The 20,346-nt window shown below is 65.7% G+C and carries 24 protein-coding genes; 13 read left to right on the top strand and 11 right to left on the bottom strand.

Annotation, left to right across the window (positions count from 1 at the left end; translation table 11 throughout):
* The 10 genes from VL129_RS08650 to VL129_RS08695 all read right to left on the bottom strand — a co-directional run.
* On the bottom strand, positions 1–259 hold a 259-nt coding region (locus VL129_RS08650), incomplete at its 3' end, for an HPr family phosphocarrier protein (RefSeq protein WP_325412108.1).
* 9 nt (positions 260–268) lie between these two features.
* On the bottom strand, positions 269–1,129 hold the full coding sequence (gene rapZ, locus VL129_RS08655; protein ID WP_325412110.1) for an RNase adapter RapZ: 861 nt from the start codon (positions 1,127–1,129) through the stop codon (positions 269–271).
* A 1-nt stretch (position 1,130) separates the two neighbouring features.
* The gene (gene ptsN / locus VL129_RS08660; RefSeq protein ID WP_325412112.1) at positions 1,131–1,595 is read right to left on the bottom strand and encodes a PTS IIA-like nitrogen regulatory protein PtsN; all 465 of its coding nucleotides are present in this window, start codon (positions 1,593–1,595) and stop codon (positions 1,131–1,133) included.
* A gap of 10 nt (positions 1,596–1,605) precedes the next feature.
* Positions 1,606–1,914 carry a ribosome hibernation-promoting factor, HPF/YfiA family gene (gene hpf / locus VL129_RS08665; RefSeq protein WP_325412114.1) on the bottom strand — a complete coding sequence of 103 codons (309 nt, stop codon included), beginning with the start codon at positions 1,912–1,914 and terminating at the stop codon, positions 1,606–1,608.
* A 132-nt stretch (positions 1,915–2,046) separates the two neighbouring features.
* Positions 2,047–3,540 carry an RNA polymerase factor sigma-54 gene (locus VL129_RS08670; protein ID WP_325412116.1) on the bottom strand — a complete coding sequence of 498 codons (1,494 nt, stop codon included), beginning with the start codon at positions 3,538–3,540 and terminating at the stop codon, positions 2,047–2,049.
* Positions 3,541–3,660: 120 nt separating this feature from the next.
* Complete coding sequence (lptB, locus tag VL129_RS08675) at positions 3,661–4,386, bottom strand: LPS export ABC transporter ATP-binding protein (RefSeq protein ID WP_325412118.1); 726 nt, start codon at positions 4,384–4,386, stop codon at positions 3,661–3,663.
* The gene (lptA, locus tag VL129_RS08680) at positions 4,386–4,916 is read right to left on the bottom strand and encodes a lipopolysaccharide transport periplasmic protein LptA (protein WP_325412120.1); all 531 of its coding nucleotides are present in this window, start codon (positions 4,914–4,916) and stop codon (positions 4,386–4,388) included. Before lptA ends, lptB begins: the two co-directional genes overlap by 1 nt.
* Complete coding sequence (gene lptC, locus VL129_RS08685; RefSeq protein WP_325412122.1) at positions 4,903–5,472, bottom strand: LPS export ABC transporter periplasmic protein LptC; 570 nt, start codon at positions 5,470–5,472, stop codon at positions 4,903–4,905. The genes lptA and lptC overlap by 14 nt, the downstream gene beginning before the upstream one ends.
* A 15-nt stretch (positions 5,473–5,487) precedes the next feature.
* Complete coding sequence (kdsC, locus tag VL129_RS08690; protein ID WP_325412124.1) at positions 5,488–6,009, bottom strand: 3-deoxy-manno-octulosonate-8-phosphatase KdsC; 522 nt, start codon at positions 6,007–6,009, stop codon at positions 5,488–5,490.
* Positions 6,009–6,983 carry a KpsF/GutQ family sugar-phosphate isomerase gene (locus VL129_RS08695; protein ID WP_325412126.1) on the bottom strand — a complete coding sequence of 325 codons (975 nt, stop codon included), beginning with the start codon at positions 6,981–6,983 and terminating at the stop codon, positions 6,009–6,011. The genes kdsC and VL129_RS08695 overlap by 1 nt, the downstream gene beginning before the upstream one ends.
* A gap of 224 nt (positions 6,984–7,207) precedes the next feature.
* Between VL129_RS08695 and VL129_RS08700 the strand changes: the two genes are divergently transcribed.
* The 10 genes from VL129_RS08700 to hisC all read left to right on the top strand — a co-directional run bounded on the left by VL129_RS08700 (position 7,208) and on the right by hisC (position 15,087).
* A complete protein-coding gene (locus VL129_RS08700; protein WP_325412128.1) occupies positions 7,208–8,011 on the top strand; it encodes an ATP-binding cassette domain-containing protein in 804 nt (267 codons plus the stop codon).
* A complete protein-coding gene (gene mlaE / locus VL129_RS08705) occupies positions 8,011–8,808 on the top strand; it encodes a lipid asymmetry maintenance ABC transporter permease subunit MlaE (RefSeq protein ID WP_325412130.1) in 798 nt (265 codons plus the stop codon). The genes VL129_RS08700 and mlaE overlap by 1 nt, the downstream gene beginning before the upstream one ends.
* Positions 8,808–9,275, top strand: a complete 468-nt coding sequence (mlaD, locus tag VL129_RS08710) for an outer membrane lipid asymmetry maintenance protein MlaD (protein ID WP_325412132.1) — start codon at positions 8,808–8,810, stop codon at positions 9,273–9,275. The genes mlaE and mlaD overlap by 1 nt, the downstream gene beginning before the upstream one ends.
* A gap of 8 nt (positions 9,276–9,283) precedes the next feature.
* Positions 9,284–9,928, top strand: a complete 645-nt coding sequence (locus tag VL129_RS08715) for an MlaC/ttg2D family ABC transporter substrate-binding protein (RefSeq protein WP_325412169.1) — start codon at positions 9,284–9,286, stop codon at positions 9,926–9,928.
* Entirely contained in the window at positions 9,925–10,233 is a 309-nt protein-coding gene (locus tag VL129_RS08720) for an STAS domain-containing protein (protein ID WP_325412134.1), read from the top strand. Before VL129_RS08715 ends, VL129_RS08720 begins: the two co-directional genes overlap by 4 nt.
* Positions 10,234–10,319: 86 nt before the next feature.
* On the top strand, positions 10,320–10,559 hold the full coding sequence (locus tag VL129_RS08725; protein ID WP_325412136.1) for a BolA family protein: 240 nt from the start codon (positions 10,320–10,322) through the stop codon (positions 10,557–10,559).
* Positions 10,560–10,580: 21 nt separating this feature from the next.
* A complete protein-coding gene (murA, locus tag VL129_RS08730) occupies positions 10,581–11,846 on the top strand; it encodes a UDP-N-acetylglucosamine 1-carboxyvinyltransferase (RefSeq protein WP_325412138.1) in 1,266 nt (421 codons plus the stop codon).
* A 19-nt stretch (positions 11,847–11,865) separates the two neighbouring features.
* Complete coding sequence (gene hisG / locus VL129_RS08735; protein WP_325412140.1) at positions 11,866–12,498, top strand: ATP phosphoribosyltransferase; 633 nt, start codon at positions 11,866–11,868, stop codon at positions 12,496–12,498.
* A gap of 148 nt (positions 12,499–12,646) precedes the next feature.
* Complete coding sequence (hisD, locus tag VL129_RS08740; RefSeq protein ID WP_325412142.1) at positions 12,647–13,954, top strand: histidinol dehydrogenase; 1,308 nt, start codon at positions 12,647–12,649, stop codon at positions 13,952–13,954.
* A 74-nt stretch (positions 13,955–14,028) separates the two neighbouring features.
* On the top strand, positions 14,029–15,087 hold the full coding sequence (hisC, locus tag VL129_RS08745; RefSeq protein ID WP_325412144.1) for a histidinol-phosphate transaminase: 1,059 nt from the start codon (positions 14,029–14,031) through the stop codon (positions 15,085–15,087).
* Between the two features lie 117 nt (positions 15,088–15,204).
* Here the strand turns inward: hisC and algW are convergent, their stop codons facing one another.
* Positions 15,205–16,359 carry a Do family serine endopeptidase AlgW gene (algW, locus tag VL129_RS08750; protein WP_325412171.1) on the bottom strand — a complete coding sequence of 385 codons (1,155 nt, stop codon included), beginning with the start codon at positions 16,357–16,359 and terminating at the stop codon, positions 15,205–15,207.
* Positions 16,360–16,589: 230 nt separating this feature from the next.
* Between algW and VL129_RS08755 the strand changes: the two genes are divergently transcribed.
* The 3 genes from VL129_RS08755 (at position 16,590) to cysN (ending at position 20,291) form a co-directional block, all read left to right on the top strand.
* Positions 16,590–17,348 carry a Nif3-like dinuclear metal center hexameric protein gene (locus VL129_RS08755; protein WP_325412146.1) on the top strand — a complete coding sequence of 253 codons (759 nt, stop codon included), beginning with the start codon at positions 16,590–16,592 and terminating at the stop codon, positions 17,346–17,348.
* A gap of 117 nt (positions 17,349–17,465) precedes the next feature.
* A complete protein-coding gene (gene cysD, locus VL129_RS08760; protein ID WP_325412148.1) occupies positions 17,466–18,383 on the top strand; it encodes a sulfate adenylyltransferase subunit CysD in 918 nt (305 codons plus the stop codon).
* A gap of 12 nt (positions 18,384–18,395) precedes the next feature.
* Positions 18,396–20,291, top strand: a complete 1,896-nt coding sequence (gene cysN, locus VL129_RS08765) for a sulfate adenylyltransferase subunit CysN (protein WP_325412150.1) — start codon at positions 18,396–18,398, stop codon at positions 20,289–20,291.
* Positions 20,292–20,346: the final 55 nt, after the last annotated feature.

Here is a 20,346-nt window from a genome sequence, read left to right on the forward strand (position 1 = left end):
GCTGGCGATCGACGCCCTGGTGGAACTGATCAACGACCGCCAGCTGATCCTGCTCGCCTTCGGCGTGCAGGTGCAGCGGGGTGCCCTGGCCGGCGGCCAGCATCATCACCGCCATGATGCTCTTGCCGTCCACCAGCGCATCCGCCGAATGGCCGACCTTGACCCGGCAGGGAAAGCGTCCGGCGGTGGCGACGAACTTGGCCGCCGCGCGGGCGTGCAGGCCGAGCTTGTTGACGATGAGGACTTCGCAGGCGGGCATTCAGGGATCCTAGGCTTTCAGGTCGCGGTGACGGATCTGGACGTTCTTCAGTTGTGCCTTGAGGGCCGTGCCCAGGCGTTCGGCCAGGTACACCGAGCGGTGCTGGCCCCCGGTGCAGCCGACCGCGATGGTTACATAGGACCGGTTGCTGGCGGCGAAGCGCGGCAGCCACTTGTGCAGATAGACCGAGAGATCCTGGTACATCTCCTGGACATCGGGCTGGGCGGCCAGGTAGTCGATAACCGGTTGATCGAGGCCGCTGTAATCGCGCAGCTCCGGCTTCCAGTAGGGATTGGGCAGGCAGCGCACATCGAACACCAGGTCGGCGTCCACCGGCATGCCGCGCTTGAAGCCGAAGGACTCCACCAGGAAGGCGGTGCCCGGCTCGGGTTTGTTGAGCAGGCGCAGCTTGAGGGTGTCGCGCAGCTGGTAGAGGTTCAGGTGCGTGGTGTCGATCTTCAGGTCGGCCAGGTCGCTGATCGGGCCGAGCAGCAGGCTTTCATCCTGGATCGCCTCGGCCAGTGAACGAGTGTCGCTGGTCAGCGGATGACGGCGGCGGGTCTCCGAGAAGCGCTTGAGCAGGGTCTCGTCATCGGCATCCAGGTACAGCACATCGCAGTGGATGTGCCGACCGCGCACTTCGTCGAGCAGCTCCGGGAAGCGCTGCAGATGGCTGGGCAGGTTGCGCGCGTCGATGGACACGGCGACCAGCGGATGCAGCAGTTCGGTATGGATCAGCGCGCGCTCGGCCAGCTCGGGAAGCAGGCCGGCGGGCAGGTTGTCGATGCAGTAGAAGCCGCTGTCCTCGAGGACATCCAGCGCGGTGCTCTTGCCCGAGCCGGAGCGGCCGCTGACGATGATCAGGCGCATGTCACTTCCCGCCCAGCTCGTCCACCACGGTCTGATAAAGCGCTTCGCTGCTCTGTGCGTTGCGCAGGCGTTCGCGGATATCCGCGCGCTCAAGCAGACCGGCGATCTGGCGAAGAAGTTCAAGGTGCTCGTCGGTGGCGGCGGGCGGCACCACCAGCACGAACAGCAGATCGACCGGCACGCCATCGATGGAGTCGAAGTCGACCGGCGCATCCAGGCGCAGCACGGCACTGATCGGCGCGCTGCAGTTCGGCAGCCGGCAATGCGGAATGGCGATGCCGTTGCCGAAGCCGGTGGAGCCGAGGCGCTCACGCGCGATCAGCGCCTCGAACAGCTCGCTGGGGTCCAGTCCGGGCTGCTCGCGCGCGATCAGGTTGGCAATCAGTTCGAGGACGCGTTTCTTGCTGCCGCCCGGTGCGTTCACCTGGGAACGCCCGGGGGTCAGGATGCTTTCGAGTCGGATCATGGAGTTGGAGTCAGCGGACGGTGGCGCCCTGCTCCCGGTCGAGGCGCTTCTCCTTGGCCTTGATCAACTGGCGGTCGAGCTTGTCCACCAGCAGGTCGATGGCGGCATACATGTCGGTGTGCTCCGCATTGGCGACCACTTCGCCGCCGGCGATGTGCAGGGTGGCCTCGATCTTCTGCTGCAGCTTCTCCACCTGCATGATCACATTCACATTGGTGATGCGGTCGAAGTGGCGCTCCAGTCGGGAGAACTTCTCCTCGACATAGCCGCGCATGGCCTCAGTCACATCCAGCTGGTCACCACTGATGTTGACTTGCATACCTGTTCTCCTTCTTGCCGTTGGGAGAGGGCCGACCCGTTGATCGACCCTCCGAATCACTGTGACGCGCCAAGGGGTTCTGAGCATTGACCCTAATCATTCCGGCGCCGTTAAACAAGCCTGCCAAACGTTTTACATCAGACGCTTACGTTCACTTGACGGCGCGATGCCCAGGGACTCCCGGTACTTGGCGACGGTGCGGCGCGCCACCTGGATGCCCTGTTCCTCCAGCAGGCTGGCGATCTTGCTGTCGCTCAGCGGTTTCTTCACGTTTTCCGCGGCCACCAGTTTCTTGATGATCGCCCGGATGGCGGTGGACGAGCACTCGCCGCCCTCGGACGTGCTGACATGGCTGGAAAAGAAATACTTCAGCTCGAAGATGCCGCGCGGGGTGTGCATGTACTTCTGGGTGGTGACCCGCGAGATGGTCGACTCGTGCATGCCCACCGCTTCGGCAATGTCATGCAGGACCAGCGGTTTCATGGCTTCCTCGCCGTATTCGAGGAAGCCGCGCTGGTGCTCGACGATCTGGCTGGCCACCTTCATCAGCGTTTCGTTGCGGCTCTGCAGGCTCTTGATGAACCAGCGCGCCTCCTGCAGCTGATTGCGCATGAAGGTGTTGTCGGCGCTGGAGTCGGCGCGGCGCACGAAGCCGGCGTACTGCGGGTTGACGCGCAGGCGCGGCACCGCCTCCTGGTTCAGCTCCACCAGCCAGCGGCCCCTGTCCTTGCGCACGATGACGTCGGGCACGATGTACTCGGGCTCGCTGGATTCGATCTGCGAGCCGGGGCGGGGGTTGAGGCTCTGGATCAGCTCGACCACCTGGCGCAGCTCGTCTTCCTTGAGCTTCAGGCGGCGCATCAGCTGGCTGTAGTCGCGGCCGCCGAGCAGGTCGAGGAACTCGCCGACCAGGCGCTGCGCCTCGGTGCGCCAGGGGGTGCCGTCCGGCAGCTGGCGCAATTGCAGCAGCAGGCACTCGCGCAGGTCGCGGGCGCCCACGCCGACCGGTTCGAAATGCTGCAGGCGGCGCAGCACGGCCTCGATCTCGTCGAGCTCGATGTCCAGCTCGGGATCGAAGGATTCGAGGATCTCCTCGAGGGATTCTTCCAGGTAGCCCTGGTCGTTGATGCAGTCGATCAGCGTGGTGGCGATCAGTCGGTCGGTGTCCGACATCGGCGCCAGGTTGAGCTGCCAGAGCAGGTGGCTGTGCAGGCTTTCGCCGCCGCTGGTGCGGGCGGTGAAGTCCCACTCGTCATCGTCGTTGCTGGGCAGGCTGCTGGCGCTGGTCTGGTAGACATCTTCCCAGGCGGTGTCCACCGGCAGCTCGCTGGGGATGCGCTCGCTCCAGTCGCTCACCTCTTCCAGGTTCTCAACGCTGCTCTGCGTCTCCTGGTAGGTGTTTTCCGCAGGGGTGTTGCTGGCGGCCTCGTCGCCGTCGGCGAGCGGATCGCTGTTGTCGAAATCCTCGCCTTCCTCCTGCCGTTCCAGCATGGGGTTGGATTCGAGGGCTTCCTGGATTTCCTGCTGCAGATCCAGCGTGGAAAGTTGCAGCAAGCGAATGGCCTGTTGCAGCTGCGGGGTCATCGTCAGCTGCTGGCCCATCTTGAGAACGAGCGATGGTTTCATGGCAGACCTTGTATTCCGGCGGGTGTTCGCCTGTCCCTCGGCGCGCCGGGGCGCCGTCCGCAAGCAATTTATATGCCCGGCGACGAATTGTATATCCCGCAGGTGTGTCCGCCAGTCGCTCTACAGACGGAACTCGTGCCCCAGATAGACTTCCTTGACCAACTGGTTGGCCAGGATGGCCTCGGCGTTGCCTTCGGCGATCAGCCGGCCCTCGCTGACGATGTAGGCGGTCTCGCAGATGTCCAGGGTCTCGCGCACGTTGTGATCGGTGATCAGCACGCCGATGCCCTTGGACTTCAGGTGCTGGATGATCTGCTTGATGTCGCCCACCGAGATGGGGTCGACGCCGGCGAAGGGTTCGTCGAGCAGGATGAACTTCGGCGCGCTGGCCAGCGCGCGGGCGATCTCCACCCGGCGCCGCTCGCCGCCGGACAGGCTCATGCCCAGGCTGTCGCGGATATGGGTGATGTGGAATTCCTCCAGCAGCCCCTCCAGCGCCCGGCGGCGGCCTTCGGCGTCGAGGTCCTTGCGGGTCTCGAGGATCGCCATGATGTTGTCGGTGACCGTCAGCTTGCGGAAGATCGAGGCTTCCTGGGGCAGGTAGCCGATACCGGCGCGGGCGCGGCCGTGCATCGGCTGGTGGCTGACGTCCAGGTCGTCGATCAGCACCTGGCCGTGATCGGCGCGCACCAGGCCGACCACCATGTAGAAGGTGGTGGTCTTGCCGGCGCCGTTGGGGCCGAGCAGGCCGACGATCTGGCCGCTGTCGATGCGCAGGCTGACGTCGCGGACCACCTGGCGCTTCTTGTAGCTCTTGGCCAGGTGGCGGGCAATGAGGGTGGCCATTATTCGCTGGACTCCGCGGGCTTCTTGCGTGGCTGGATCACCATGTCGATGCGTGGCTTGGGCGTGCTCACGCTGCCGCCCTGGGCGCGGCCGGCGTTGACCACCTGGGTGCGCGTGTCATAAACGATGCGCTCGCCTTCGAAGGTGTTGCCGTCGCGCACCACCTTGGCCTGGTCGGTCAGCACGATGCGCTCGTTGCTGGCGAAGTATTCGATGGTGCGCCCGTAAGCGTGCACCAGCGATTCGCCGGCCGCCGGTTGCTGTTCGTAGTAGGCCGGACGGCCCTGGGCGGTGAAGGTGTCGATTTCGCCGCGGGCATTGCGGGTCACGGTCACGGTGTTGCCGGTGATCTTCAGGGTGCCCTGGGTGATTACCACGTCGCCGCGATACACGGCCTTGCCCTGGCGGTCGTCCAGCTCGGCGCTGTCGGCCTGCACATGGATCGGCTGGTCGCGGTCGGTGGGCAGCGCCCAGGCACTGCCGGCCAGGATCAGACAGCCCAGCAGCAGAAGCGGTTTAGCGAACGTCATGTTGGCCTCTCACATTGGACAGCAGCAGGACCCGGCCTTCCTTGACGTAGGCCTGCATGCCGGTGGCGGTGGTCACCCCGTCGGGGTTCTCGATGCGCACCGGCTGGGCGGTCTCGGCATATTCGCGCTCGGGGAATACGGTCAGGCGGCTGGTGGTCAGCCGGGTAAAGCGGTCTTGGGGGGTGGTCTGCTCGATGCGCACCGCGTCGAGCAGCTCCACCTGGCTGCCCTGCGGGGCAACCTCGCCGCGCAGGCTGCGCACGCGCCAGGGCTGTTCATTCGCGCGGTGAATCAGCAGATCCGGCTGGGTCAGCAGACTGGTGTCGCTGTCCTTGAGGTGTTCCAGGCGCTCGGCGGTCAGCTCGTAGCGCAGGCTGCCGTCGGCCTGGAACTGCCGGGAGCGGGCGTTCTCGATGAAGAAGTCCACCGAGGGCGGCGGCTGCACGGCCTGCGGTTGATCGAGGAAACGCTCCGGCGAGATGTTCCAGTAGCCGATGGCGGCAAATACCAGAGCGATGATGATCAGCGGCAGAAACGTGCGCAATTTGCCGAGCATGGCGGGATCGTCCCTTTACAGATAGGCGGACTGGGCGGCCTCGAGGTTGCCCTGGGCGCGCAGGATCAGTTCGCAGAACTCCCGCGCGGCGCCTTCGCCGCCACGTGCCTGGGTCACGCCGTGGGCGTGCTGGCGTACGAACGGGTCGGCGCTGGCGACGGCCATGCCCAGGCCGACGCGGCGGATCACCGGCAGGTCGGGCAGATCGTCGCCCAGGTAGGCGACCTGCTCATAATGGAGTCCCAGCTCGGCGAGCAGTTCATCGAGCACCACCAGCTTGTCTTCGCGGCCCTGGTAGAGATGCTGGATGCCCAGGTCGCGGGCGCGCTTCTCGACCACCGGCGTCTTGCGCCCGGAGATGATCGCCGTGCGCACCCCGGAGCGCATCAGCATCTTGATGCCCTGGCCGTCGAGGGTATTGAAGGTCTTGAACTCGCTGCCGTCGGTGAGAAAGTACAGGCGGCCATCGGTCAGCACGCCGTCCACGTCGAAGATGGCCAGGCGCACCTGGCGGGCACGTTGCAGCAGAACGTTCATCACATCACTCCGGCGCGCAGCAGGTCGTGCATGTTCAGTGCACCGACCGGCATATGGTTGTCGTCGACCACCGCCAGCGCGCTGATCTTGTGGTCTTCCATCAGTTTCAGGGCCTCGGCGGCCAGGGCGTCGGCGCGCACCGTCTTGCCGGGAACGGTCATCAGCGCGTCGATGCCAGCGTCACGCACATCCACGCCACGATCCAGCGCGCGGCGCAAATCGCCGTCGGTGAAGATGCCGGCCAGGCGGCCATCGGCCTCGGCCACCAGGGTCATGCCCAGCCCCTTGCGGGTCATTTCCAGCAGCGCCTCGCGCAGCGGGGTGCCGCGTTCGACCAGTGGCAGCTCGGTGCCCTGGTGCATGACGTGCTCGACCTTGAGCAGCAGGCGCCGGCCCAGGGCACCGCCGGGGTGCGAGAAGGCGAAGTCCTCGGCGGTGAAGCCGCGCGCCTCCAGCAGGGCGATGGCCAGGGCATCGCCCAGCACCAGCGACACGGTGGTGGAGGAGGTGGGCGCCAGGTTCAGCGGGCACGCCTCCTGGCTGACGCCGGCATCCAGGTTCACGGCGGCCGCCTTGGCCAGCGGCGAGGCGGGATTGCCGGTCATGCTGATCAGGGTGATGCCCAGGCGCTTGATCAGCGGCAGCAGGGTGACGATTTCGCTGGTGCTGCCGGAGTTGGACAGGGCCAGCACCACGTCGTCGCGGGTGATCATGCCCATGTCGCCATGGCTGGCCTCGCCGGGGTGCACGAAATAGGCGGTGGTGCCGGTGCTGGCCAGGGTGGCGGCGATCTTGCGGCCAATGTGTCCGGACTTGCCCATGCCGACCACGACGACGCGGCCCTTGCAGGCCAGGATCAGCTCGCAGGCGCGGGCAAAGTCGCCGTTGATGCGCTGCAACAGGGCTTCGATGGCTTCAAGTTCCAGGCGGATGGTGCGCTGGGCGGACTGGATCGGCGTGCTGGTTTGGCTCATGACACAGGGAACCGCTGATGGAAAAGGCGGCGATTATAGCGGCAAAGGGCGTCAGGCTCATCTGCCTGACCGAGGCGATTACCGTGCCGGGGGGCGAACAGTTGAGCAATGAAGTAAGAATTTGCTTACGTACACTGATGAATGTTTCGGAAATGCTATAGTGCGCGCCTTTTTCAATGCCGGCTCCGGCGTTTCCGGAGTTGCCGGGTGGTACAGGAGGCGGGATGACTGACGAGTATGCGGTCCAGCTGAAAGGATTGACCTTCCGGCGCGGCGAACGAGCCATCTTCGACAACGTGGACCTGGCGTTTCCGCGCGGCAAGGTCACCGGCATCATGGGACCCTCCGGCTGCGGCAAGACCACCCTGCTGCGCCTGATCGCCGCCCAGCTGCGCCCGGAGAAGGGCGAGGTGTGGGTCAACGGCGTCAACCTGCCGACCCTCGGGCGCGGCGCGCTGTTCGATATGCGCAAGCAGTTCGGCGTGCTGTTCCAGAGCGGCGCGCTGTTCACCGACCTGAACGTGTTCGAGAACGTCGCCTTCCCGCTGCGGGTGCACACCGAGTTGCCCGAGGAAATGATCCGCGACATCGTGCTGATGAAGCTTCAGGCGGTCGGCCTGCGCGGCGCCATCGAGCTGACCCCCGACGAGCTGTCCGGCGGCATGAAGCGCCGCGTGGCGCTGGCCCGGGCCATCGCCCTCGATCCGCAGATCCTCCTGTATGACGAGCCCTTCGTCGGCCAGGACCCGATCGCCATGGGCGTGCTGGTGCGCCTGATCCGCCTGCTCAACGACGCGCTGGGCATCACCAGCATCGTGGTCTCCCACGACCTGGCGGAAACCGCCAGCATCGCCGACTACCTGTACGTGGTGGGCGACGGCAAGGTGCTGGGGCAGGGCACGCCCGACGACCTGATGAATTCCGACGATCCGCGGGTGCGCCAGTTCATGCAGGGCACCCCGGACGGGCCGGTGCCCTTCCATTATCCGGCGGTGGATTACCGCGCCGATCTGCTGGGAAGCCGCTGATGCACACCAAGTCTCCCCTTGAACGTGTCCGCCTGCTTGGCAGGGCCGGCCTGGATGTCTGCCAGGCCCTGGGTCGCTCGACCATTTTCCTGTTCCATGTGCTGGCGGGCCGCAGCGGGCTGGGCAATGGCCTGCAACTGCTGATCAAGCAGCTGTATTTCGTCGGTGTGCTGTCGCTGCCGATCATCGTGGTGTCCGGCATCTTCATCGGCATGGTGCTGGCGCTGCAGGGCTTCAACATCCTCAGCGATTTCGGCTCCGAACAGGCGGTCGGCCAGATGGTTGCGCTGACCCTGCTGCGCGAGCTGGGCCCGGTGGTCACCGCGCTGCTGTTCGCCGGGCGTGCCGGCTCGGCACTGACCGCCGAGATCGGCAACATGAAGTCCACCGAGCAGTTGTCCAGCTTCGAGATGATCGGCGTTGATCCGCTCAAGTACGTGATCCTGCCGCGCCTGTGGGCCGGCTTCATTTCCATGCCCCTGCTGGCGGCGATCTTCAGCGTGGTCGGCATCTGGGGCGGCGCCATGGTCGCGGTGGACTGGCTGGGCGTCTACGACGGTTCCTACTGGGGCAACATGCAGAACAGCGTGCGCTTCATGGAAGACGTCGTGAATGGTGTCATCAAGAGCGTGGTGTTCGCCTTCGTGGTCACCTGGATCGCCGTGTTCCAGGGCTATGACTGCGAGCCGACCTCCGAAGGCATCAGCCGCGCCACCACCCGTACCGTCGTTTATGCCTCGCTGGCCGTGCTCGGCCTCGACTTCATTCTGACTGCCCTGATGTTTGGAGACTTCTGATGCAAAGCCGCACTCTGGAAATCGGCGTGGGCCTGTTCCTGCTCGCCGGCCTGCTCGCCCTGCTGCTGCTCGCCCTGCGCGTCAGCGGCCTGTCGGCAGTCGGCTCGGGCGATACCTACCGGCTCTACGCGCACTTCGACAACGTCGCCGGCCTGACGCCGCGCGCCAAGGTGACCATGGCCGGTGTGACCATCGGCAAGGTGCTGGCCGTCGACCTGGACAAGGACAGCTACACCGGCCGGGTGACCATGGAGCTGGATCGCGCCGTGGACAACCTGCCGATCGACTCCACCGCCTCGATCCTCACCGCCGGCCTGCTGGGCGAGAAGTACATCGGCATCAGCGTTGGCGGCGAGGAGGACATGCTGCGTGAGGGTGGCGTGATCCGTGACACCCAGTCGGCGCTGGTCCTCGAAGACCTGATCGGCAAGTTCCTGCTCAATACCGTGAACAAGGAGGGGCAATGATGACTGTCCTGCTCAGCGCCGTGCGGCGCACCTTCCTGGCGCTGCTGCTCGGCCTGCCGCTGCTGGCCAGCGCCGCGCCCTCCGCCCAGCAGGTGGTGGAACAGAGCGTCGAGCGCATGCTCGGCGACCTCAAGGCCAACAAGGAGCGTTATCGCACCGACCGTGAGGCCTTCTACCAGTCGCTGAACGACATTCTCGGTCCGGTGGTGGATGTGCGCGGCATCTCGCGCAGCATCATGACCGTCAAGTACTCGCGTCAGGCCAGTGAGGCGCAAATGCAGCGCTTCGAGGACAACTTCAAGCGCAGCCTGATGCAGTTCTACGGCAATGCGCTGCTCGAGTACGACAACCAGGGCATCCGCATCCTGCCCGAGCGGCAGAGCGAGCCGGATCGCGCCAGCGTCGGCATGGAAGTGATCGGCCAGAATGGCGTGGTCTATCCGCTGTCCTACACCATGGTCAAGCAGGGCGACCGCTGGCTGCTGCGCAACGTGATCATCAACGGCATCAACATCGGCAAACTGTTCCGCGACCAGTTCGCCGAAGCGATGCAGCGCAACGGCAACGACCTGGACAAGACCATCGACGGCTGGGTGCAGGTGGTCGAACAGGCCAAGGACAGCGCCGAGGCGCAGAAGGCGAGTGGCCAATGAGCGCGAGTATCCGCGCCGAGACTGACGGCCAACTGCTGCTGGCCGGCGTGCTGGATTTCCGCACCGGTCCCGCTTTACGCGAACAGGGCCGGACGCTGATTCGCGCCAGCCGGGCGGCCACTCTGTGCCTGGACCTGAGGGCGGTGGAAAAATCCAGCAGCGTCGGCCTGGCGCTGCTGCTGGCCTACCTGCGCGACGCCGAGGCGGCGGGCAAGACACTGCAGGTGCGGGCGCTGCCTGCCGACATGCGCCAGATCGCCGAGGTTTGCGAGTTGCTGGAGCTGCTGCCGGTAAGCGCCGCTTGAGTCGCGACGCGCGGGCTTTTTTTGTATGATGCCCGGCCCGCGAGCCCAGGGCTCCGTACTATCCGAACGCGCCGAGCGAGGTTGAGATGCAGGCACTGGACGTTAAGAACTTTCTCGAAGAGCAGCTGCCTGGCGTGCAGGTCGAAGTGGAAGGTGCCGGTTGCAGCTTCCAGCTCAACCTGATCGACGACGCGCTGGCCGCGCTCAGCCCGGTCAAGCGCCAGCAGCAGATCTACGCGCAGCTCAATCCCTGGATCGCCGACGGCAGCATCCACGCCGTCACCATGAAATTCTACAGCCGCGCCCAGTGGGCCGAGCGTTCCTGAGGCGTCGACGTCGAGAGACCTATGGACAAACTGATCATCACCGGCGGCAAGCGCCTCGACGGCGAAATCCGCATTTCCGGGGCGAAGAACTCCGCCCTGCCGATCCTGGCCGCCACCCTGCTGGCCGATACCCCGGTCACCGTGTGCAACCTGCCGCACCTGCACGACATCACCACCATGATCGAGCTGTTCGGTCGCATGGGCGTGCAGCCGGTCATCGATGAAAAGCTCAGCGTCGAAGTGGACGCCAGCAGCATCCAGACCCTGGTCGCGCCCTACGAACTGGTCAAGACCATGCGCGCCTCGATCCTGGTGCTCGGCCCGATGGTTGCCCGCTTCGGCCAGGCCGAAGTGGCGCTGCCCGGCGGCTGCGCCATCGGCTCGCGTCCGGTGGACCTGCACATTCGCGGCCTGGAAGCGCTGGGCGCCGAAATCGAAGTCGAAGGCGGCTACATCAAGGCCAAGGCGCCGGCCGGTGGCCTGCGTGGTGGGCGCTTCTTCTTCGACGTGATCAGTGTCACCGGCACCGAGAACATCATGATGGCGGCGGCGCTGGCCAACGGCCGCACCATCCTGGAAAACGCCGCCCGCGAGCCGGAAGTGGTCGACCTGGCCAACTTCCTCAACGCCATGGGCGCGCAGGTCAGGGGCGCCGGTACCGACACCATCACCATCGACGGCGTGAAGCGTCTGGGTGGCGGTCGCTACAGCGTGATGCCTGACCGTATCGAGACCGGCACCTACCTGGTGGCCGCCGCCGCGACCCGTGGTCGCGTGAAGCTCAAGGACACCGATCCGACCATCCTGGAAGCCGTGCTGCTCAAGCTGCAGGAAGCCGGTGCGCACATCACTACCGGCAGCGACTGGATCGAGCTGGACATGAAGGGCAACCGCCCGAAGGCCGTGAGCGTGCGCACCGCGCCCTATCCGGCATTCCCCACCGACATGCAGGCCCAGTTCATCGCCATGAACGCCGTGGCCGAAGGCGTTGGCACCGTGGTGGAAACGGTGTTCGAAAACCGCTTTATGCACGTGTATGAAATGAGCCGCATGGGCGCGCAGATCCTGGTCGAGGGCAACACCGCCATCGTCACCGGCGTGCCGCAGCTGAAGGCCGCTCCGGTGATGGCCACCGACCTGCGCGCCTCTGCCAGCCTGGTGATCGCCGCGCTGGTCGCCGAGGGCGAGACGATGATCGACCGCATCTACCATATCGATCGCGGCTACGAGTGCATCGAGGAAAAACTCCAGCTGCTGGGCGCCAAGATCCGTCGCGTGCCCAATTAATCGCTTTCAAGGATCCACCATGCTCACCATCGCGCTGTCCAAGGGCCGCATTCTCGACGACACCCTGCCGCTGCTGGCCGAGGCCGGCATCGTCCCGACCGAGAACCCGGACAAGAGCCGCAAGCTGATCATTCCGACCTCGCTGGACGACGTGCGCCTGCTGATCGTGCGCGCCACCGACGTGCCCACTTATGTCGAGCAGGGCGCCGCCGATCTGGGTGTGGCCGGCAAGGACGTGCTGATGGAGTTCGGTGGCCAGGGCCTGTACGAGCCGCTGGACCTGAAGATCGCCAACTGCAAGCTGATGACCGCCGGCAAGGTGGGCGCCCCCGAGCCCAAGGGGCGCCTGAAGGTGGCCACCAAGTTCGTCAATGTCGCCAAGCGCTACTACGCCGAACAGGGCCGCCAGGTGGACATCATCAAGCTGTACGGCTCCATGGAGCTGGCGCCGCTGGTCGGTCTGGCCGACAAGATCATCGACGTGGTCGACACCGGCAATACCCTGCGCGCCAACGGCCTGGAGCCCCAGGAACTGATCGCCATGATCAGCTCGCGGCTGGTCGTCAACAAGGCGTCCATGAAGATGAAGCACGCTCGCATCCAGGCGCTGATCGAAACCCTGCGCGAAGCGGTCGAGCGACACCACGGCTAGAAGATCGGTTGGCGTTTCGGTTCGCCCAGAGCCGAACCCCAGCCGTCGTCCCAGAGCCTATGCGCCTCATAGCCTTTTTCTCGGGCGTCCACGCAACAGGCTTGATAGTCTAGCGACGCCCGAGCCATTGCCAATGATGAGGCCTGCCATGACCGCTGAACGTTCCCTGCGTCGACTCAATGCCGCTGATCCGGAGTTCGCTCGACACCTGGATCATCTGCTGAGCTGGGAAAGCGTTTCGGATGACGCGGTCAACCAGCGCGTGCTGGAGATCATCGCCAACGTGCGCAGTCGTGGCGATGCCGCGCTGGTGGAATACAGCCAGCGCTTCGACCAGGTCGCTTCTACCTCGATGGCCGACCTGATCCTGCCCCGTGAGCGCCTGGAACTGGCGCTCGAACGCATCACCCCCGAGCAGCGCCAGGCGCTGGAAACCGCCGCCGCGCGGGTGCGCAGCTACCACGAGAAGCAGCGCCAGGATTCCTGGAGCTACACTGAGGCCGACGGCACCGTGCTGGGCCAGAAGGTCACCCCGCTGGATCGCGCCGGCCTGTACGTACCGGGCGGCAAGGCCGCCTATCCGTCGTCGGTGCTGATGAACGCCATTCCCGCCAAGGTCGCCGGTGTGCCCGAGGTGGTCATGGTGGTCCCGACGCCGCGCGGCGAGCTCAACGAAATAGTGCTGGCCGCCGCCGCCATCGCCGGCGTCGACCGGGTGTTCTGCATTGGCGGCGCCCAGGCCGTGGCCGCGCTGGCCTATGGCACCGAGAGCGTGCCGCCGGTGGACAAGATCGTCGGCCCCGGCAACATCTATGTGGCCACCGCCAAGCGCCACGTGTTCGGCAAGGTCGGCATCGACATGATCGCCGGCCCGTCGGAAATCCTTGTGGTCTGCGATGGCCAGACCGATCCGGACTGGATCGCCATGGACCTGTTCTCCCAGGCCGAGCACGACGAGGACGCGCAGTCCATCCTGGTCAGCCCGGACGCCGCCTTCCTCGACCGCGTGGCCGCCAGCATCGACAAGCTGCTGCCGACCCTGGAGCGCGAGGCCATCGCCCGCACCTCGCTGCTGGGGCGCGGCGCGCTGATCCAGGTGGCCGACATGGCCCAGGCCATCGACGTGGCCAACCGCATCGCGCCGGAGCACCTGGAGCTCTCCGTCGAGAATCCCGAGCAGTACCTGCCGCAGATCCGCCACGCTGGTGCGATCTTCATGGGGCGCTACACCGCCGAGGCGCTGGGCGACTACTGCGCCGGCCCCAACCACGTGCTGCCCACCTCCGGCACTGCGCGCTTCTCCTCGCCGCTGGGTGTCTACGACTTCCAGAAGCGCTCGTCGATCATCTACTGCTCGGCCGAGGGCGCCTCGGAGCTGGGCAAGGTGGCCTCGGTGCTGGCGCGTGGCGAGTCGCTGACCGCCCACGCACGCAGCGCCGAGTACCGCATCAAGTAAGCCGCCGGGTGGAAAACGGCCACAGGCCTTTTCCACCCTACGCCAAACCGCATCCATTCGAGGAGAGAAGGGCGATGAGCCGATTCTGGAGCCCTTTCGTCAAGGACCTGGTGCCCTATGTGCCGGGTGAACAACCCAAGCTGGCCCGTCTGGTCAAGCTCAATACCAACGAGAACCCCTACGGGCCGTCGCCGAAGGCCATCGCCGCGATGCAGGCGGAGCTGAACGACAGCCTGCGCCTGTATCCTGACCCCAACGGCGAGCGCCTCAAGCAGGCGGTGGCCGACCATTACGGCGTGCAGCCGGCGCAGGTGTTCGTCGGCAACGGCTCGGACGAGGTGCTGGCGCACATCTTCCACGGCCTGTTCCAGCATGACCGCCCGGTGCTGTTCCCGGATGTCACCTACAGCTTCTACCCGGTGTACTGCGGCCTGTACGGCATCGACTACGAAACCGTGGCGCTGGATGACGCGTTCCAGATCCGTGTCGCGGACTATGCGCGCCCCAACGGCGGCATCATCATCCCCAACCCGAACGCGCCGACCGGCTGCCTGCTGGGGCTGGCGGAGATCGAGCAACTGCTGCAGGCCAATCCGGACAGCGTGGTGGTGATCGACGAGGCCTACGTGGACTTCGGCGGCGAGAGCGCCATCGCGCTGGTCGACCGCTACCCGAACCTGCTGGTCACCCAGACCCTGTCCAAGTCGCGCTCGCTGGCCGGCCTGCGCGTCGGCCTGGCGGTCGGTCATCCCGAGCTGATCGAGGCGCTGGAGCGCATCAAGAACAGCTTCAACTCCTACCCGCTGGATCGCCTGGCCATCGTCGGCGCGGCGGCGGCGTTCGAGGACCGTGCGTACTTCGAGGACTGCTGTCGCAAGGTGATCGCCAGCCGCGAGCGACTGGTCGGCGCGCTGGCCGGACTGGGCTTCGACGTGCTGCCGTCGGCGGCCAACTTCATCTTCGCCCGCCACCCGGGGCACGACGCCGCCACGCTGGCTGCCGGCCTGCGCGAGCAGGGCGTGATCGTGCGGCACTTCAAGCAGCCGCGCATCGCCCAGTTCCTGCGCATCACCATTGGCGCGCCGGAGCAGAATCAGGCGCTGGTCGAGGCGCTGCGCGGGTTGTGCAGTTGAGGTAGAGGTTCGGCTGACGCCGCTTTGCGGCCGCTGTTTGTGGGAGCGACTTCAGTCCCCCGATGCTTTTAGTGCAATCCCGCTCAAAAGCTCGCGACTGAAGTCGCTACTGCAGGCTCAGGGCCGTTCCGTGCTGGCGGCGGCGGGCGGGCGCAGGCCAACTTCCGCTTCGAGCGTCAGCGGCTTGCCGTTGCGCAGGATCTCGATGCTGATCTGCTGTCCGGGACGCGCGCGCGCCACCTGGTTCATGGCGCCGCGACCGTCGGTGATCGCCTGCTCGTCCATGCGCAGGATGAGGTCGCCTGGCTGCAAGCCGGCGCGCTGCGCCGGGCCATCCCGGTAGACCCCGGCAACGATCACCCCGCTGCGCGCGCCCAGGCCGAAGGACTCCGCCAGTTCGGGGGTCAGCGCCTGCACTTCGATGCCCAGCCAGCCGCGAATCACCTGGCCGTGTTCGGTGATCGACTGCATCACTTCCAGTGCCAGCTTGACCGGGATGGCGAAACCGATGCCCTGCGAGCCGCCGGACTTGGAGAAGATCGCCGTGTTGATACCGATCAGGTTGCCGTGGGCATCCACCAGCGCGCCGCCGGAGTTGCCCGGGTTGATGGCCGCGTCGGTCTGGATGAAATCCTCGTAGGTGTTCAGGCCCAGCTGGTTGCGGCCCGTGGCGCTGATAATGCCCATGGTCACCGTCTGGCCGACGCCGAACGGGTTGCCGATGGCCAGGGTCACGTCGCCGATGCGGATGCCGTCGGAACGACCGAGCGGAATTGACGGCAGGTCGGGCAGGTCGATCTTGAGCACCGCCAGGTCGGTTTCCGGGTCGCTGCCGATCACCCGCGCCAGGGTTTCGCGGCCGTCCTTGAGCGCCACCACGATCTGGTCGGCACCGGTGGTCACGTGGTTGTTGGTCAGCAGGTAGCCGTCGTGGGTCATGATCACCGCCGAGCCGAGGCTGGATTCCAGGCGGCGCTGACGCGGCAGGGTCTCACCGAAGAAATGCCGGAACAGCGGATCCTGGTAGAGCGGATGATCCGGCTTGCTGACCACCTTGGTGGTGTACAGGTTGGCCACCGCCGGCGCGGCGCGATCCACCGCGCGGGCATAGGACACCGGACCTTCCTGGCTCGGCAGGGAAAACGCGCTGCTGCCCTGGGAAAGCTGCGGGCCGGGCAGGCCGACCCACTCGGGATGGCGTTCGATCAGCAGCAGCGCCAGCAGCAGGCCGGCCAGCAGCGGCCAGCCGAAATAGCGCAGGGTCTCGCGCAGCTTGCCCGGTTCGAGGGCTCGTCCGCCCAGCCAGCGCGGCACGGCCAGGCCGATGCGCTGGCGCCAGGTTTCGCCCTCGGCACGGGCGCGCAGGAACGGATGACTGTTCAAGGCCCGCGGCAACGGTAAGATTCGCTTTTTAGACACGGGCGACCCCTCGATGAAGTCGCGCCATTATACGGACGCGCATCGCAAAGAAGCAGCCGTCCGGCCGCTAAAAGGAACTCTCCATGGACATTGACCTGTCTACTCTGGTTTTCGAAGCCGATCGCTACCTGTCTTCGGCGAAGATTGCCGATTACTGCCCCAATGGCCTGCAGGTCGAAGGCCGTTCGCAGGTGCGCAGGATCATCAGCGGGGTGACCGCCAGTCAGGCGCTGCTGGATGCCGCCGTGGCCGAGGGGGCGGACCTGGTGCTGGTGCACCATGGCTATTTCTGGAAGGGCGAGAACCCCTGTGTGGTGGGGATGAAGCAGCGGCGCCTGAAGACCCTGCTGAGCCATGACATGAGCCTGCTGGCCTACCACCTGCCGCTGGATGTGCACCCCGAGGTGGGCAACAACGTGCAGCTGGCCCGCCTGCTCGGCCTGCAGGTGGAGGGCCCGCTGGAACCCGACAATCCGCGCAGCGTGGCGCTGCTCGGGCATCTGCCGGAGTCGATGAGCGCCGCCGAGTTCGCCCGGCGTGTCGCCACGGTCCTGGGCCGGGAGCCGCTGCTGGTGGACTGCGCGCGACCGGTGCAACGGATCGGCTGGTGCACGGGAGGCGGGCAGGGCTACATCGAGCAGGCGATCAGCGCCGGGGTGGATCTGTACCTGACCGGCGAGGCGTCCGAGCAGACCTACCACAGTGCCCGGGAAAGCGGCATCGGCTTCATCGCCGCCGGTCACCACGCCACCGAGCGCTACGGGGTGCAGGCGCTGGGCGACTACCTGGCGCAGCGCTTCGGCATCGAGCATCGCTTCATCGACTGCGACAACCCGATTTGATCGCTATATGAATATGAAACTTTGTTCTAGCACTCGGGATTCTTAGAAGAATTCCCGAGTGCTAAGGTGCGCGCTCGCCCACGGCCCGTAGGCCGTAACCCGCACGTGTGAGTAGTCATGGTCGAGAAACTGACGCACCTGAAACAGCTGGAAGCGGAAAGCATCCACATCATTCGTGAAGTGGCCGCCGAGTTCGACAACCCCGTGATGCTGTATTCGATCGGCAAGGACTCGGCCGTCATGCTGCATCTGGCCCGCAAGGCCTTCTATCCCGGCAAGCTGCCATTCCCGGTCATGCACGTGGATACCCAGTGGAAGTTCCAGGAGATGTACCGCTTCCGCGATCGCATGGTCGAGGAAATGGGTCTGGAGCTGATCACCCACGCCAACCCGGATGGCATCGCCCAGGGCATCAATCCCTTCACCCACGGCAGCGCCAAGCACACCGACGTGATGAAGACCGAGGGCCTGAAGCAGGCGCTCGACAAGTACGGCTTCGACGCCGCCTTCGGTGGTGCGCGCCGCGACGAGGAGAAGTCCCGTGCCAAGGAGCGCGTGTGCTCCTTCCGCGACAGCAAGCACCGCTGGGACCCGAAGAACCAGCGCCCCGAGCTGTGGAACATCTACAACGGCAAGGTGAAGAAGGGCGAGTCGATCCGCGTCTTCCCGCTGTCCAACTGGACCGAGCTGGACATCTGGCAATACATCTACCTGGAAGGCATTCCGATCGTGCCGCTGTATTACGCGGCGGAGCGCGAGGTGATCGAGATGAACGGTGCGCTGATCATGATCGACGACGAGCGCATCCTCCAGTACCTGACCCCCGAGCAGAAGGCGAGCATCCAGAAGAAGATGGTGCGTTTCCGCACCCTGGGCTGCTACCCGCTCACCGGCGCGGTGGAATCGACCGCCACCACGCTGCCGGAGATCATCCAGGAAATGCTGTTGACGCGTACCTCCGAGCGCCAGGGTCGAGTGATCGACCACGATCAGGCGGGCTCGATGGAAGAAAAGAAACGCCAGGGCTATTTCTGAGGACTACGCATCATGTCGCATCAATCCGAACTGATCAGCGAGGACATCCTCGCCTACCTGGCCCAGCACGAACGCAAGGAACTGCTGCGCTTCCTCACCTGCGGCAACGTGGACGATGGCAAGAGCACGCTGATCGGCCGCCTGCTGCACGACTCCAAGATGATCTACGAGGACCATCTGGAAGCCATCACCCGCGACTCCAAGAAGGTCGGCACCACCGGTGACGACGTCGACCTGGCGCTGCTGGTGGACGGCCTGCAGGCCGAGCGCGAGCAGGGCATCACCATCGACGTGGCGTACCGCTACTTCAGCACCGCCAAGCGTAAGTTCATCATCGCCGACACGCCCGGGCACGAGCAGTACACCCGCAACATGGCCACCGGTGCCTCGACCTGCGACCTGGCCATCATCCTGGTGGATGCCCGTTACGGCGTGCAGACCCAGACGCGCCGTCACAGCTACATCGCCTCGTTGCTGGGGATCCGCCACATCGTGGTGGCCATCAACAAGATGGACCTCATGGATTTCGACCAGGGCGTGTTCGAGCGCATCCGCGCCGACTACCTGGATTTCGCCGAGCGCATCGGCCTGGATCGCCAGGCCAGCTCGCTGCACTTCGTGCCTATGTCGGCGCTCAAGGGCGACAACGTGGTCAACCGTTCCGAGCGCGCGCCCTGGTACACGGGCCAGCCGCTGATGGAAATCCTCGAGACCGTGGAAATCGCCGCCGACCGCAACCTCGACGACCTGCGCTTCCCGGTGCAGTACGTGAACCGGCCGAACCTGAACTTCCGGGGCTTTGCCGGCACCCTGGCCTCGGGCGTGGTGCGCAAGGGCGACGAGATCGTGGCGCTGCCGTCGGGCAAGGCAAGCCGCATCAGGTCGATCGTCACCTTCGAGGGCGAGCTGGAGCAGGCCGGCCCCGGCCAGGCCATCACGCTGACCCTGGAAGACGAGATCGACGTGTCGCGCGGCGACATGCTGGTGCATGCCGACAACCGTCCGCAGGTCAGCGACAGCTTCGAGGCCATGCTGGTCTGGCTGGGCGAGGAGCCCATGCAGCCGGGGCGCAAGTACGATTTCAAGCGCGCCACCAGCTACGTGCCGGGGACGATCCCCTCGATCGTCCATCAGGTCGACGTCAATAGCCTGGAAAAGATGCCGGCCAGCAGCCTGTCGCTGAACGGCATCGCCCGCGTCAATGTCAGCCTGGACGCACCGATCGCCCTGGATGGCTATGCCGAAAACCGCACCACCGGTGCGTTCATCGTCATCGACCGGCTGAGCAACGTCACCGTCGGCGCCGGCATGATCCTCGCGCCGGCAGCCACCCATGGTCACCAGGCCGTGGGCGGGCATGTCAGCCGCGAGGAGCGGGCCGAGCGTTTCGGTCAGCAACCGGCCACCGTGCTGTTCAGCGGCCTGTCCGGTGCCGGCAAGAGCACCCTGGCCTACGCCCTGGAGCGCACGCTGTTCAACATGGGGCGCGCGGTATTCGTGCTGGACGGGCAGAATCTGCGCCACGATATCAACAAGGGCCTGCCGCAGGACCGCGCCGGTCGCACGGAGAACTGGCGTCGCGCCGCACTGGTGGCGCGCCAGTTCAATGAAGCCGGTTTGCTGACCCTGGCGGCCTTCGTGGCGCCGAGCGCGGAAGGGCGGGAACAGGCGCGGGCGCTCATCGGCGCCGAGCGGCTGATCACCGTGTACGTGCAGGCGTCGCCGCTGGTCTGCCGCGAGCGGGATCCGCAGGGGCTGTACGCCGCCGGCGAGGAGAACATCCCCGGTGAGTCCTTCCCCTACGATGTGCCGCTGGATGCCGATCTGGTGGTCAACACCCAGGCCCATTCGGTGGAGGAGTGTGTGCGGCAGGTGCTGGCGCTGCTGCGCGCTCGGGCGTTGATCTGACTCGAGGCCCAACGACAAAGGCCCGCCAGACGGCGGGCCTTTGTCGTTCATGAGG

It is taken from the genome of Pseudomonas sp. (assembly GCF_035497915.1).
GTDB lineage: Bacteria > Pseudomonadota > Gammaproteobacteria > Pseudomonadales > Pseudomonadaceae > Serpens.